The following is a 15564-nucleotide window of genomic DNA, read 5'->3' as shown; positions in this document are numbered from 1 at the left end:
TCAAAAAACAACATGGATTCTCTTGAAAAGAGAGATTCTGCTAATTAAAATAAGATATGAAGGATTTGTTTGTCAATCGCCACAACGGCCCGGGAAAAAGTCAGATAGAAACAATGATCAAAAAAATTGGGGTCGGCTCTGTTGATGAGTTGATAGCCCAAACAATACCCACAAATATTCGCTTAAAAAACAAGCTAAATATTTCTCCTGCTTTATCCGAATTTGAATACCATAAACAGTTAAGAATTACCGCAAAAAAAAATAAAACATTTCGTTCGTATATCGGATTGGGTTATTATGGAACTATTGTGCCTGCTGTAATACAGCGCAATATCTTAGAAAATCCTGGTTGGTACACGGCATACACGCCATACCAAGCAGAAATTGCGCAGGGTAGATTAGAGGCGCTACTCAATTTTCAAACAATGGTGTGCGATTTAACTGCTATGCCTGTAGCAAATGCATCTTTGCTAGATGAAGCTACTGCTGCTGCAGAGGCTATGGCTATGCTATTTAGCAATCGTTCTAGAGAAGCCGTAAAGGGTGGTGCAAACAAATTTTTTGTTTCTGATGAAGTATTGCCACAAAGCATGGATGTACTTAAATCTCGCGCTACTCCGCTTGGTATTGAGCTGGTAATAGGAAATTGGAAGAACACTAAATTAAACAGCTCGTTTTTTGGAGTGTATATTCAATATCCAACTGCCGAAGGTAAAGTATATGATTATACTGCCTTTGTTGATGCCGCCAAGGCCGAAAATATTGCGATTGCTGTAGGTTCCGACTTGCTTGCTCTTGCTTTACTAAAACCTCCTGGAGAATGGGGTGCTGATATTGTTTTAGGAAATTCCCAACGATTTGGTGTGCCGCTTGGTTATGGTGGGCCACACGCGGCTTTTTTTGCAGCTAAAGAAGATTATAAACGGTTGTTCCCGGGCAGAATAATTGGAGTATCTGTAGATGCAGAAGGCAACCACGCGCTGCGTATGGCATTGCAAACACGTGAGCAACATATTCGTAGAGAAAAAGCAACGTCTAATATTTGTACCGCGCAAGCATTGTTGGCTATTATGGCCAGTATGTATGCTGTTTATCACGGTCCTGATGGAATTAAATATATAGCTCAACAAACACATAATTATGCTGCTACAATTTCAGCAGAGTTGCAAAAGTTAGGATTTAACGTAGAAAGCGACTTGTATTTCGATACCATCAAAATTGTAAATATTGACACCTCAAAAATAAAGGCAATAGCAGAGCATAAAGAAATAAATTTTAGATATATAGATGCTGCAAGCCTTACCATTTCTATCGACCAAACCGTTAACGAGAGTGATGTGAAAGATATAGTTTCGGTTTTTGCCGAATATAAATCAGGTAGCGTGGCTACTATTGCGTTTCAAAACAAAGGTGTTATTGCTTCATCGGCATTGGCTCGTCAATCAAGCTATTTAACACATCCAATTTTTAATACATACTATTCAGAAAGCGAGTTGATGCGCTACATTAAAAGGCTAGAGAATAAAGATCTTTCTCTAACACATTCCATGATCTCTCTAGGCTCTTGCACGATGAAGTTAAATGCGGCAGCAGAGCTTATTCCTCTTACATGGCCTGAGTTTGCCAACATTCATCCTTTTGTTCCTAAAGAGCAAGCGGAAGGTTATTGGCAAATCATTGACGAGTTAAATAAAGATTTGTCTGAGATTACAGGCTTTGCATCAATGAGTTTTCAGCCAAATTCTGGTGCACAAGGCGAGTATGCAGGATTGATGGTAATTAGAGAATACCACAAATCAAGAGGACACGCACACAGAAACATTGCATTAATTCCATCTTCTGCGCATGGCACTAATCCTGCAAGTGCGGCTATGGCAGGAATGTCTATTGTGGTGGTTAAATGCGATGAAAATGGAAATATTGATGTGGCTGATTTGAAAGAAAAAGCCGAAAAGCATAAGGAAAATCTATCTTGCTTGATGGTTACATACCCATCTACACACGGTGTTTACGAGGAGGCAATCACAGATATTACCAAAATAATTCATGACAATGGCGGCCAAGTATATATGGATGGCGCCAATATGAATGCACAAGTAGGATTAACAAGCCCCGGAAATATAGGTGCCGATGTGTGCCACTTAAATTTACACAAAACCTTTGCTATTCCTCATGGTGGCGGTGGTCCGGGAATGGGTCCTATTGGTGTTGCTAAACATTTAGTGCCGTTTTTACCGTCTCATCCATTGGTTAAAGTAAGTGGAGTACAAGGAATTCCGGCTGTTTCGGCTGCACCGTTCGGGAGTGCTTTGATTTTACTCATTTCCTACGGCTATATAAAAATGTTGGGGGCTGATGGTGTTACTGAAGCCACTAAAATGGCTATTTTGAATGCCAATTACATGAAAGAAATCCTGAAAGACTATTACCCAATATTATATGTAGGAAAAAATAATCGTGTAGCCCACGAAATGATTTTAGATTGCAAAGAATTTAAAAAGACAACCGGTGTAGAAGTTGCAGATATTGCTAAACGATTGATGGATTATGGGTTTCATGCCCCTACCGTTGCATTTCCTGTGCACGATACGTTAATGGTGGAACCTACAGAAAGCGAATCACTGCAGGAGTTGGATAAATTTTGCGAAGCCATGATAGAAATAAAAAAGGAGATAGATGAAATAGCCCAAGGTAAATTTGATGCAACAAATAACATCATAAAAAATGCTCCGCATACTGCAAAACGAGTAATTAACTCAGATTGGAAGTACTCTTATTCCAGAGAAAAGGCAGTTTATCCACTAAATTGGGTTAAGGACAATAAATTTTGGCCAAGTGTTTCTAGGATAGATAACGCTCACGGAGACAGGAATTTAATCTGTACGTGTTTGCCAATGGAAAGTTATTTAGAAGAAATGGCTTGACTTTTTAAAAATAGGGGGGTATATTTATAACTCCCCCTATTTTATTTTTCAATTGTATTTCCTATATTTGCTCCCCCCAATTAAATAATAATTACTTAAAATTAAATTAATAAACATGAAAAAAATCACTACTTTTTTAAGTGTGGCAGTGTTGGCAATGGGTTCTTTCTCATTTGCGCAATCTGCTGCAAACAAGCAACAAGTTCCTTTTGTAACAAATGGAGCTCGTAAAATGGATGTTAGTAAGCCTTACCAGCCGGTAAAGCATGCTTCATCTCAAGGTGCAAACGACAGATGGTATAACTATGGTGCTGTAATGGATATCGTTTCTGGAGGAGCTGGTTCACTGGCAGGAAATTTTTTGTTCCCGGATTCTAATATTACTGCAGAGTTTAGTGGTAATACATTCGGCTCTCCATGGGTACATAATATTGCAGATGTATTAGATCCAACTTCTCAGTTTTTTAGCGATCCTGCGTACAATAATGCTGGGGAAATGATTGTATCTAAAACTAGTTCTTATGCGTTAGATTCATTAGAGTTTCAGTTTGTATACACAAGAAATATAAGTTCTGTTGATACTTTATTGATAGAAGTAGCTGTTAACAATACAACTAGCGGTGCAACACCTCAATTGCCAACTTATTATTTCACAGGTCTTTCTTCTTTAGCAGACACGGTGTTTTTTAAAGACGTAGCTTATAACCATACTACTTACTCTATGGGTGTAGCAGGTAAGGCTCAGTATAAGGTAGTTTTAGATTCTGCATTTGCTGCTGATACTACAGCTGGTGGATGGCACCTAGCAACAGTTGCAACTACAGGACTATCAAATATTAGTGCTGGAAGATTAGTTGTTTCTGCTATTAAATTTATTCCTGGTTATTCATACAGCTTGTCAGATACATTACAATCTAAAAACAGAGTGAACTTTGTTTCTTTAGAAGAGAATGGTGATGGTGGAGGAAATGGAACATTCCCTATCTACGTAAAAAGAGATTTCAATGCTTCTTACATAATGACAACAGACGTAAGATACGATACACCAGCTAACAACACAGGGTGGTATGGTTCTATGTTGCCTTCGTTTGCGTATATGGGCTCTAACTCATCTGGACAAACAGGAGCAGAGTATGCATTCGAGCACCATTTAATTTCTTATAAATTACGTTGTTTAAGTGGTTGCGATATCGTATCTACTAACGAAATTGAAAAATCTGAATCAGCTATCTTAGGTTTAGCTTATCCTAACCCGGCAGTTGCAGGCGGAGAAGTTGTTATTCCTGTTAATTCTATTGATGGCGGAAGCTTTGCATTAGAAGTGTATAACACAGTTGGTCAAAAAGTAACAACTGCTGCTAGCTCAAACGTAAACAAAGGTTTGAACTATGTAACTGTTAGTACTAAAAACTTAGAGAATGGTATTTATTTCTACTCTCTAGTAAAAGACGGAAAAACACTTTCTACAAAAAGATTTAACGTAGTTAAGTAATTTTATAATTCAGTTAAAAAGTCCCGTTATGTATCACATAACGGGACTTTTTTATTATATTAAGGCGTATTATTTTAAGCTATCGATGAGGTTTTTAATTTATTGCCTAGTTTTTTTTTCTATTCCATTTGTAGGATCTTCTCAATCCTATTTTCAACAATCTGTAAATTACGATATCAAAGTTCAGCTTAACGATAATAAGCACGAACTACATGCTTTTGAAGCAATATCCTATACAAATAATTCTCCGGACGAGTTAGCTTTTATATATATGCATTTATGGCCCAATGGCTATAAAGATAATACTACCGCACTGGGCAAGCAATTGTTTGAGAATGGTAACAAAGAATTTTATTTTGCATCGGCCGATAAGCGCGGTTTTATAGATAGTTTGAGCTTTAAGGTAAATGATATAGCTGTAAAATATGAAGTAGATAAAGAAAATATTGACGTTGCCAAATTGCTGCTAAATTCACCTATTAAGCCCGGAGAAACTATTACCATAACAACTCCTTTTCGAGTTAAAATTCCAGATGGTAATTTTTCACGCTTGGGTCATGTAAGTCAACAATACCAAATATCTCAGTGGTATCCTAAGCCGGCAGTGTACGACAAGGATGGTTGGCATCCTATGCCATACTTAGATTTGGGCGAATTTTATTCAGAGTTTGGAACCTTTGATGTGTATATTACTGCTCCAAAGAATTATGTAATTGCAGCCACTGGCAATCTAATGGACAATCAAGAACTTGAATGGTTGAATAAGAAGGCGAACGAAACCTCTGCTCGCAATACATTTACAGATGCAGAAATGGTTTTCCCTGCTTCCAACAAAGAATTAAAAACACTTCATTTTCAACAAGAAAACATTCATGATTTTGCGTGGTTCGCAGACAAGAGATACAATGTTTTAAAAGGAGAGGTAGCGTTGCCCGATAGCACTAAAACCGTTACTACTTGGGCTTATTTTACAAGTAAGAATGCAGGAGCGTGGAAAAGCAATAGCATACAATACATAAACAATGCCGTATTCAATTACAGTAAATGGGTTGGTAATTATCCTTACAATGTATGCAATGCAGTTGATGGAGCGCTAACTGCGGGTGGTGGAATGGAGTACCCTACCATTACAGTTATTAGCCCTACAAATAGCAAGGAACTTTTAGAGCTTGTTATAGCGCACGAAGTTGGACACAATTGGTTTTACGGGATATTAGGTTCTAACGAGCGTTTGCATCCGTGGATGGACGAAGGCATCAACTCTTATTATGAAGGCCGATACACGAAACTATACCACGGAAGTGGATTGAATTTACCCGGCTTTAATATTCCTGCTCTTGCTAAAATTAATAACATTAGTTTAAACGAAGAGTATTTAAGTTATGCATATCCTGCATCTCTTAATAACGATCAACCCATTGAGTTAACATCAGAAGAATATACTGAGCTAAATTACGGTGCTATTGTGTATAAAAAAACTGCCTACACATTTGGTTATTTGGCGGCTTACTTGGGTCAGTCGGAATTTGATAGGATAATGCAAATCTATTTTACGCAATGGAAATTTAAACATCCGCAACCGGCTGATATAAGAAAAATATTTGAGCAAGAATCGGGAAAAGACTTGAGTTGGTTTTTTGATAAACTATTGGCTACTACCAATAAAATTGACTACAAAATAATGAAAGTGTATAATTCAAAGGAGTCGGGATATAATGTATTGGTTAAAAACAAAGGAAAGATAAATGCTCCGATAAATTTATGTGGAATAAAAAACAATAAGTTAGTTGCAGAAGTCTGGTACGATGGGTTTTCGGGCATTCAGAATTTGGGATTCCCGAGTTTAGATGTTGATTATTTTGTGTTGGACTATGCCGGAAAAGTGCCGGAGCTAAATAGAAACAACAATAAATATGCAAACAAAAAAATAGGGAAGAAGGTAGAGCCGATAAAAATTCAGTTTCTTGGAGGGCTTGATAATCCTGCCAAATCGCAACTGTTTTTTGTGCCAACTTATGGTTGGAATAATTACAATAAATCTATGTTGGGAGTTGCGTTGTATAATCAAACTATATTGCAACGCAAGTTCGAGTATTTTCTAATGCCTATGTACGCTTTTGGTAACAAGGATTTGGCTGGCTCTTTCAATGTACATTACAACATTATGTCTATGCGCTCATTTACGAATGTGCAAATTGGTGTGGAGGGGAAAAGGTATTCGTACTCCCAGACACCTATTGATATGAGTTATACAAAATTAGCTCCTTTTGTGCGTGCAGAATTTAAGAATAAACGAGAGCGTAATACGCTTAAACATTATCTTAATTATAGATTTATATACCAAATAAATGAAACCTATTATGGTAAGTACGAATTTACACCTCCTGTTTATGGAAGAGATACAGTATATAGAAATTTCCATGAGGTATCATATGAGTTAAAAAATCTTCGTCCAATTAATCCATATCAAGCTGTGTTGAATTATCAAGCGGGAGATGATATGAGCAAGATTTCCCTTACAGCTAATTATTCGCTTACATTTAAGAAAAAAAATAAAAGCTTTGATGTGCGATTGTTTGCGGGAGCATTTATCAATGCTACAAATGCTGGGCCATATCGTTTTAGAACAAGTGGATGGAGAGGTTATCAAGATTATCTGTATGATGATATTTTCTTAGGACGAACAGAGGCTTCCGGCTTGTTGTCGCAGCAATTTACAGAAGCAGATGGTGCTTTTAAAGTATATACACCTTTAGGGCAAACTCGAAAATGGCTTACCGCATTAAATCTAAAAACATCGTTGCCTTTCCCAATTATTCGGCTGTACGCAGATTTTGCGTATGTTGCCAGCGATGCAGTTTTAAAGCAACAGTTTTTGTATAATGCGGGCTTGGTGTTTTCCATTTATAAAAATGTGTTTGATATTTACTTGCCTCTAGCCATGTCGTCTGATATTAAAAATACGATTACAGTAAACGGGTGGACATATCCCGAGACAATACGATTTAGCTTGAATTTAAAAAGCGTTAATCCATTTAAGTTGATAAGAGAAATTAAAATATAGTGACATTGCGCAACAATATATATTTTGCATCCGATTTTCATTTGGGAGTTCCTGATTATGAAACCAGTTTGGTACGCGAAAAAAAAATTGTGAAGTGGTTGGATGAAATAAAACAAAACGCCAAAGAAGTTTATTTGATGGGAGATTTGTTTGATTTTTGGTTTGAGTATAGAAGTGCTATTCCGAAAGGATTTGCGCGGTTGCAAGGGAAAATAGCAGAGTTAACTGATGCCGGAATTCCAGTATATGTTTTTACCGGAAATCATGATATGTGGATGTTTGATTATTTGCCCAAGGAATTAGGTGTGCAAATAATTCGCAAATCAATTGTAAAGGTGTACAATAATAAAAAGTTCTTTTTAGCGCATGGCGATGGATTGGGTCCCGGAGATCATGGATATAAGTTTATTAAAAGGGTTTTTGCAAATCCTTTTTGCCAGTGGTTGTTTGCCCGATTGCACCCTAACTTAGGAATTGGGATGGCTAAGTTTTGGTCTAAAAAAAGCCGTGTAGCGAATATTGAAAAAGATGAAATTTTTTTAGGAGAAGACAAGGAATGGTTAGTTCAGTTTGCACGAGAGGAATTGAAGAAAGAAAATTTTGATTATTTTATTTTTGGTCACAGGCACTTGCCTTTAGACATCAAGCTAAATGAGCATTCTAGGTATGTTAATTTAGGTGAGTGGGTAAAATATTTTACGTATGCAGTTTTTGATGGGAATACATTAGAATTAAGAAAATTTGAGTAACCTATTCTTTTAAATCCCATTCGAGTTCTAAATCCCAATTAGAGCGAACAACAATTTCTTTTGGGAAGATGATTATTTTTTCGGGCTGTTTATGTTTAAAATAATTTCCGCTATCCCAACGTTTGTTTTTGTTTTCGTCTTTTAATAAGCGCATGGTGTATTTGCCGGGTAGCACATTTTCAATTGTATATTTTGTTGTGGGTGTAAAAACAGACTTATAAATCACTTTTCCTGTAACAGTTGCTATTTCTAGTATATAGCTGCTCTCTGCAGCTATTAGCGGTCTTGGGAATGAAAGTAAAATGATTCCGTAGTAGTCTTTGCCCACAACAGCAAATGTGCTTTTTATTGTATCTGTATTGGAGATACTAGTAGATTTAATCGCCCCGGGCAATAGTGTAATTGTATAGATAGAATCTACTTTCCAATCTTTACTATTGAGTTGAAATGCTTTTTGATTGTAGGTTTTGTTGAAAGAAAGTGATATTGGAATTTTGTTTTTTGTGCCCGCCTCTAGGATGATTTTGCTTGTATCTATGGTTGTTATTGGATAAGTGCAAGAAATGTTTATTTTTTTTAGTACATCCTGCTTTGTGATATCTGTAAACTGTATGGTTGTGTAAATAGTGTTTCTTGAGTCGTCTTTTACACTTCTTTTCTTTGGCAAGCGTATAGTTGCCGTATCTTTGAAATTAACACTTTTGAAAAATAATTTCAATGAATCTTTTAGCGAGGTGTCTGCTAAAAAAATAGATAACGAGTCGTGATTGCTATTCCATATTAAGTAAGTTGTATCAAGTATGCCAACTGATGCGGCTTCAACAGTTAATGAATCTGCATATTTGTTAAATACTATAGAAATGTGTTGTGGTGATGTTGCTGTTGCTTTTTTTATTTTAAGCTTATCGGGAACACCTTTAAACATAGATAGATTAACCTTATTTTCTTTTTTTGCAATAGATAGCAAAGTGTCGTAGAAGGCTATCTCTTCGTCTATATCATATAGTTGATTGTTGTTGACATCGTTAATAGCAGCTAGTTTGTAGGTGCCCTCTTTAATATTATTAAGTAGATAGCTGCCATCCGGTTTTGTTTTTGTAAAATAATTAGGCTTTTGTTTTACAACTGCCGAATCAGAAGTGTTTTCGTACAAGCAAATGCTTATATTTTTTTTTAGTTCGTTTGTTCGAGCATCTTTTACAATACCACTCACAGTAAAAGAGTCAAGATAAGCACCGGTAGAAAAAACATAGCTGTAGCCTTCAGTGATATTGTTTTCGGTTATGTCGCGAATAGAGCTGCCAAAATTAAAAGTATAGGTAGTGTTTTCTTTTAACGTGTCCGTTAGCGTTACGAAAATTTGTTTCTTTTTATGTTTTATGTCAGGCTGGTATTTTAATGTTGGAGATACAATAAGCTGCCCGTTTACATCTTTCAAGTCAATATATTCGTTGAATTCTAAATAAATGTTTGAAGGCTTTATGTTTGTTGACTTATTTGCCGGCACACATTTTACAGGTAGGGGAGGAGTAGTGTCTGTTTGTCCGCCCGATGGATTTACCATTTGCGCACAGGAATACAGCAGTAGTAAGCTGATAGTGAAAAATGCTATTTTATACACATGTTTCATTGTTCCTGTTCGTTAGTTTTAGCCATGCTCTTTAGTTCATAGCTCCCAGTTTCTAAAATGATTCCACCCCAAGTCTTCGACAGGCTCAGACTGACTAGCGCGGTCATGTTGAGCTTGTCGAAATAAGTGCGCTGAAGTTTTAAAATAATTTTCATTTATGTATTTAAACCTACGGATTTTCAATCCATAGTAGTTAAGCTAGCAGCATTATAATTTTTTCTAATCCCAATTTATCGTCTTCGTTAAACGAATTTAGTGTTTCGCTGTCTATGTCTAATACCATTGTAATAGTATTGCTGTTATTATTTTTAATTGGCACAACAATTTCTGAGCGAGACAGACTACTGCAGGCTATGTGCCCCGGAAATTTATCCACATCAGGAACAATAATTGTTTTTTGCTCTTTCCACGCACTTCCGCAAACGCCTCTGCCATAAGCAATGCGGGTGCAAGCAATTTGTCCTTGAAACGGACCCAGTACTAATTCGTTGTTCTTTACAAAATAGAATCCCACCCATAAAAAATCGAAGGTTTGTTTTATGGCAGCCGCAATTGTGGCTGTGTTTGCAATAATGTCGCTTTCGTTTTGTAATAGCGCTTCCAGCTGAGTAAATAACTCGGAGTATTTTTCTTTTTTATCGGTCGATTTAATAAATAACGTTTCTGCCATAATTATATTGAGCTTGCAAATGCAACAGATGCCACGCTAATTTTGCATGTGTTAACTTTGGAGAGTTCTTTTACACACGCTTCGATTGTAGCTCCAGTTGTTATAACATCATCTACTAAAAGTACGTGTTTGTTTTCAAGAATTGAAGCATTAGTGATGCTAAATTTATCTTGAACATTATCCCATCGCTGCCATCTCGATTTTTTTGTTTGACTTTCGGTAAAATTTGTTCTGATTAATAAGTTTTCGGGACTGTTTATGTTGTATTGATGTGCAACTCCATCGCTAATAAATTTACTTTGGTTATAGCCCCGTGCTTTAAGTTTTTTAGGGTGAAGCGGAACCGGCAATACCAAATCTATTTTTTCAAATCTTTTTCCTGCTTCTATCTCTTCGGCAATTTTTTTTCCAAAATAGAAACCTATTTCTTTCTCTCCATCATATTTTAATTTGTGCATCAAGGTTTGAACTTTGCTTGCCTTGTCAAAGTATAAAAGGCTCATGGCGTATAACACATCTGTCCGCCCCCAAAATATTTTTTCTATACTGTTGTTGGCTTCTTTTGCAAATCCGGTAAATGGAAGGTTGCTATTGCACAATAAGCAGAGTATATGTTCGTTTTTAAGAAGTGAATTGCCGCAAGAAGCACAGTTATTGGGGAATAGTAAAGAAAATAAATCAGACAGCATGGGTGCGAAAAAATAACTATTTAATTTTGTATATTGTACAATCAAAATAAAAATATCAACATGGAAAATACAGATATTAAACATAAGGAAGAAGAAAAAAAATCAAAGAATAGACTATTTATATTTATTATTCTAGTACTTGCACTTCTTACTGTGCTATTGGGTTATTTGTATTGGAATGAAACACAAAAAGTAAAACGAGAAATACAAGAGAAAATTGTTTACATAGATAAAAGTACTGGATTTCAAAGGGAGTTGGCGGGGCTGAAAGAGGAGTATTTGAATTTGCAAACACAAGACGAAAATCTAAAAAAAGAATTGTCAGATAAAATTGCTGCGATTGAGGAGTTGGAAAAGGAAGCTGCAAAACACAAGGATGATGCGTATATTATTTCTAAACTAAAGAAAGAAGCTTCTACACTACGAAGTATTATGAAACATTATGTACACACCATTGATTCATTGAATACTGCCAATCAATTAATAACTGCCGAGAAACAAAAAGTAGAAGCTGATTTAAGTTCTGAAAAAAATAGAAGTTCGCAATTGTCTAAGGAGAAGGAAGATTTGCAGGGAGTTGTAGCACTTGGTGCAATATTAAATTGTAGCTCTATAAAAGCAATTGGAATTAATTTAAAATCCGGAGGAAAAAAGGAAGACGAAACAAGTAAAGCAAAACGTGCAGAGCGTATAAAAGTAAACTATACAATTGGACGCAATAATATTGCGAAAAAAGGAGAGCACGAAATTTTTCTTCGCATTATAAGTCCGGATGCAAAAGAGCTTACGGCCGCAATGGACGATGAGCACAAGTTTGCAATCAAAAATTTATCAGGATACTATGCCGCAAAAAAATCATTCAACTATAACAATGATGAAGTAAGCGGAAGTGTTTTTTATGATTCAAAAGATGGATTTATTCCGGGTAAGTATGTAGTTGAATTGTACTCAGATGCTGCACTTATTGGGCAAACTACGCTTAGCTTAGATTAGAAATTTTTCGAGGAATATTTGTTTGTTACCTCAATAAAGTAACAAATCCTTTATACTCTACTACTTCGTTATTATTGGGTTTGGAGTGTGTTAGCACGTAGTAATACGTGCCATCACTCGCGGTTTTGCCATTTTTGGATGTGCCAGTCCAGTTTATATTTTCTTCGTTTGCTTCAAAAATAATCTCGCCCCATCTGTTATAAATAATACAATTTACGGTGTTACCCGGAGCGGATGTTATTGTCCAGTTGTCGTCAATGCCATCTCCATTTGGAGTAAATACATTGGGTATTTTTATTTCTGTAAAGCAAACTTCAATAGTTATTTCTTTTTCTATAGTAGCGCAAGATGACGTTGCAATTAATTTGTAAGTGGTTGTTTCCTCTAGGGTTGCAATTGGGTTTAGTATATTAGGATTACTTAGCCCTGTGGTAGGTTGCCAATTATAAGTATAGCAGTTGGATGGGGTGGCTCTACTTAATTGAACAGAGCCTCCGGGGCATATATTTGTATCACTTTGCACCAAATTGTTTTCCGAAGTAGAGTAATATTTTAAAAAAACATTCGGAAGTCCGTAGTTATAGTAAGTTCCTGAAAGTGCAGAAATTACTGCGCTTGCTAAACCAGGATTGGAAAAATTGTTGGGTGTGTTGTAAACAGATAAGTTGGAACCGTCAGGAATATATAGTTTTCCGTCCGGCCCTTGCTGTATAACTGTAATGCCAAACATTCCTGTATTGTCTTGTATTTCAGATGCAGCTACATTTGACGCAAATCTATCATAGCGCCTTATAGTAGATGAAAACCAACTTGCAATATAAATTATAGAATCATTTGGAGAAAAGCAGACACCCCAAGTCCAGTCGCTGCCACTGTATAGCAAACGTTTGTTCGATACCACCCCTGTTGTGTTATCAAAATCGTACATATTGGCTTCGCCACTATTGATGCCGGTTACAACCAAGCATGTTCCATCTTTTGATATTGAAATAAATCCTTGTGTTGCAGTGAAAGGACTTGCAAAGGTTTTTGTAATTACCGGAGTTGTATTTATACCATTGCAATCAACTAAATAAGAATAAAATTCTCCATTTTCGCGGAGCACAACAACCCAGTAGTCGGTTCCATTGGCGTGTGTAGCAGCGGTAATACGTTCTTGCACACTGTCAATCAACGCTATCTTGTTGTCGCCAGCTACATACCCGGGTTGTGTGCTTAAATACGAAAGGTCAATATCTCCACTGCCTGCATTTAACGAGGTGTTTACAACTGTGTAATATAGCCCATCCCATTGTCCTTGTGGGCCAAGAAAGTTGCAGGTAATTCCATCGGTTGTAAAAACGTAGTATTTATTGGTGTCGCAAGGATTGTTGGTTATTAAAGCAGATTGAGCGGAGCTGCCATCTCCGGACAATTGTTTGTTCCAAGAGCTTCCGTCTGCATTGGGCATTAGCGAATTGTTTTTATCCCAAATTTGCAATCCATCGGTATAAAACAATGTTTGACCGACACTATTTGCAACAGATGCCGAACCTTCGCTAGTGCTTATACTACTGGTAATTGGGGTAGGCGGTATGGTGTTGAAGTTTACTCCGGCATTAAATCCAAAATGCCACATGTTTCCTTGTTTACCTTGGGAGTGTAAATTTAAAATAGAAATAAGAAAAACAAGTGTAGTGGCAATCGTTTTGAATCTCATTGCAATAAGTTACTTTATTTTTTCGTCATTTTTATAGGTGCTTGACCTAATAATATTTCCCTGCTCATCAAACTCATTCCACGCCCCTTCTTTTTTGCCTTTTATATATTTACCGCTAGTTTGTAATCTGCCACTCTCATAGTACTCGTAAAACATACCTTCTAGTTCATTGTTCTTATACGAACCTTCACTTTGAATGTTGCCATTTGATTTAAAATATGTTTTGGTTGGACCCTCTAGGTTGCCTTCTTTGTAAGTGTATTCCATGCTTAACATCCCTTCTTGAAAGTACCACTGTGTTTTCCCGTGTCGTATTCCGTTTTTAAAAGTGCCTTTTTCTTGTATTTTTCCATCTTCGTAAGCAACTAATTTTGTGCCATGTACAACACCTTTTTTATAGTTTGTTTCCGATTTTAATTTTCCTCCACTGGCAAATAGTTTATATGCTCCATCTAATGTGTCGTTGGAGTAATGAGCTTCCACTACAATAAATCCGTTTCGGTCAGTAGTAATTGAAACTCCATTCTTCTGTCCATTTTTGTATGTTGCTAGTTGGCTTATCATTCCGGTGTTGTAGTAGGTTAGCCAGGTGCCTTCTCTTTTATTGTTTTCGTATTTTCCAATCCAATTTTCGCCCGCTTCGTATTCTTTCCAAATACCTTGTTTTCTTTTTTGGGAGTCCACTTGATTGGTGTCTAATGGTACGTTTTGTGCAGCTAAAATTATACTTGATAGGAAAACGATAATAAAATTTACGGTCTTCATAAGTTGTATGTTTTTTTTATTGTTTGCTCTGTAACCATTGGAAAGTATTTATATTCCAATTGATGAATTGCTTCCGCTAATGCAGCAGCATCTACAATTGATTCTATATTTATGCTATGTTGAAATAGAACTTCTCCCGAATCAAACTTCTCGTCTACGTAATGTATAGTTATTCCACTTTCTCTCTCTTTGTTTTTTAAAACCGCTTCGTGCACTTTGTTGCCGTACATTCCTTTACCCCCATATTTAGGTAATAAGGAAGGATGAATATTGATGATTTTTTTAGAGTAATTTTTTAGGAGAGATGTCGGAATTAACCACAAAAATCCAGAAAGGACAATAAAATCTATATGCTTGGATTTTAGGTCTGCCACAAACTGGTCGGACGTAAAATAGATTTTATCTAATACAAGAAGCGTTTCAATGGTGTGTTTTTTTGCTATATTCAATACTCCTGCATCTTCTTTATTACATACAATTAGCTGTATGGTGGTGTTTGAGCTGGATTTATTAAAATGAGTAATGAGGTTTTCGGCATTTGTACCAGCACCCGAAGCAAATATGGCAATGTTTACCTGCATAAAGTATAGCAAATGTAAATCATAGTGCTTGTATTTTACAACAATTAAGGATCGTTTAACTTTTTTATTTATTCGAGATTAAATATCTAGTAAAAATTTGCAAGCTTCCAAACAAATCAATACTTTCGTAGCCCTTGTTCTTTTAACTAAGAACAACAAATGCCCGGATGGCGGAATTGGTAGACGCGCTGGTCTCAAACACCAGTATCTTCACGGATATATCGGTTCGACCCCGATTTCGGGTACGTTTTCAGTTAAAAAGTTTAAAGTTTGTATGGATTTGCGTCTTTCAAACTTTAAACTTTTTA

At 36.3% G+C, this 15564-nt stretch carries 11 protein-coding genes and 1 tRNA gene; 6 read left to right on the top strand and 6 right to left on the bottom strand.

The annotated features are described in order from the left end of the window. Window positions 1-56 precede the first annotated feature (56 nt). The 4 genes from gcvP to J0M08_03300 all read left to right on the top strand — a co-directional run bounded on the left by gcvP (window position 57) and on the right by J0M08_03300 (window position 8229). Window positions 57-2924 (top strand): aminomethyl-transferring glycine dehydrogenase, encoded by a 2868-nt coding sequence (gene gcvP, locus J0M08_03315; protein MBN8702065.1) that lies wholly within the window; start codon window positions 57-59, stop codon window positions 2922-2924. A gap of 115 nt (window positions 2925-3039) precedes the next feature. After that, window positions 3040-4416 carry a T9SS type A sorting domain-containing protein gene (locus J0M08_03310; GenBank protein ID MBN8702064.1) on the top strand — a complete coding sequence of 459 codons (1377 nt, stop codon included), beginning with the start codon at window positions 3040-3042 and terminating at the stop codon, window positions 4414-4416. 28 nt (window positions 4417-4444) lie between these two features. After that, complete coding sequence (locus tag J0M08_03305) at window positions 4445-7480, top strand: M1 family metallopeptidase (protein ID MBN8702063.1); 3036 nt, start codon at window positions 4445-4447, stop codon at window positions 7478-7480. Window positions 7481-7497: 17 nt separating this feature from the next. Then, complete coding sequence (locus J0M08_03300) at window positions 7498-8229, top strand: UDP-2,3-diacylglucosamine diphosphatase (GenBank protein MBN8702062.1); 732 nt, start codon at window positions 7498-7500, stop codon at window positions 8227-8229. Between the two features lies 1 nt (window position 8230). Here J0M08_03300 and J0M08_03295 read toward each other — a convergent pair whose 3' ends face one another. The 3 genes from J0M08_03295 to J0M08_03285 all read right to left on the bottom strand — a co-directional run bounded on the left by J0M08_03295 (window position 8231) and on the right by J0M08_03285 (window position 11218). Then, window positions 8231-9859, bottom strand: a complete 1629-nt coding sequence (locus J0M08_03295; GenBank protein ID MBN8702061.1) for an Ig-like domain-containing protein — start codon at window positions 9857-9859, stop codon at window positions 8231-8233. 193 nt (window positions 9860-10052) lie between these two features. Continuing rightward, on the bottom strand, window positions 10053-10529 hold the full coding sequence (locus tag J0M08_03290) for a GAF domain-containing protein (GenBank protein ID MBN8702060.1): 477 nt from the start codon (window positions 10527-10529) through the stop codon (window positions 10053-10055). Between the two features lie 2 nt (window positions 10530-10531). Continuing rightward, complete coding sequence (locus J0M08_03285) at window positions 10532-11218, bottom strand: ComF family protein (GenBank protein ID MBN8702059.1); 687 nt, start codon at window positions 11216-11218, stop codon at window positions 10532-10534. A 60-nt stretch (window positions 11219-11278) separates the two neighbouring features. On the opposite strand from J0M08_03285, the gene J0M08_03280 reads away from it, so the two are divergent. Then, a complete protein-coding gene (locus tag J0M08_03280) occupies window positions 11279-12211 on the top strand; it encodes a hypothetical protein (protein ID MBN8702058.1) in 933 nt (310 codons plus the stop codon). Between the two features lie 25 nt (window positions 12212-12236). On the opposite strand, the gene J0M08_03275 is transcribed toward J0M08_03280, so the two are convergent. Genes J0M08_03275 through J0M08_03265 form a run of 3 tightly spaced genes read right to left on the bottom strand, consistent with a single transcriptional unit; the run spans window position 12237 to window position 15256 of the window. Then, complete coding sequence (locus J0M08_03275; protein ID MBN8702057.1) at window positions 12237-13910, bottom strand: gliding motility-associated C-terminal domain-containing protein; 1674 nt, start codon at window positions 13908-13910, stop codon at window positions 12237-12239. Window positions 13911-13919: 9 nt separating this feature from the next. Continuing rightward, window positions 13920-14675 carry a toxin-antitoxin system YwqK family antitoxin gene (locus J0M08_03270; GenBank protein MBN8702056.1) on the bottom strand — a complete coding sequence of 252 codons (756 nt, stop codon included), beginning with the start codon at window positions 14673-14675 and terminating at the stop codon, window positions 13920-13922. After that, the gene (locus tag J0M08_03265; GenBank protein MBN8702055.1) at window positions 14672-15256 is read right to left on the bottom strand and encodes a phosphoribosylglycinamide formyltransferase; all 585 of its coding nucleotides are present in this window, start codon (window positions 15254-15256) and stop codon (window positions 14672-14674) included. The genes J0M08_03270 and J0M08_03265 overlap by 4 nt, the downstream gene beginning before the upstream one ends. A gap of 161 nt (window positions 15257-15417) precedes the next feature. On the opposite strand from J0M08_03265, the gene J0M08_03260 reads away from it, so the two are divergent. Beyond that, a tRNA-Leu gene (locus tag J0M08_03260) sits at window positions 15418-15501 on the top strand. Window positions 15502-15564: the final 63 nt, after the last annotated feature.

It is taken from the genome of Bacteroidota bacterium, from assembly GCA_017303975.1.
Taxonomy (GTDB): Bacteria; Bacteroidota; Bacteroidia; order JAFLBG01; family JAFLBG01; genus JAFLBG01.
This window is presented reverse-complemented; position numbering and strand designations above follow the sequence as displayed.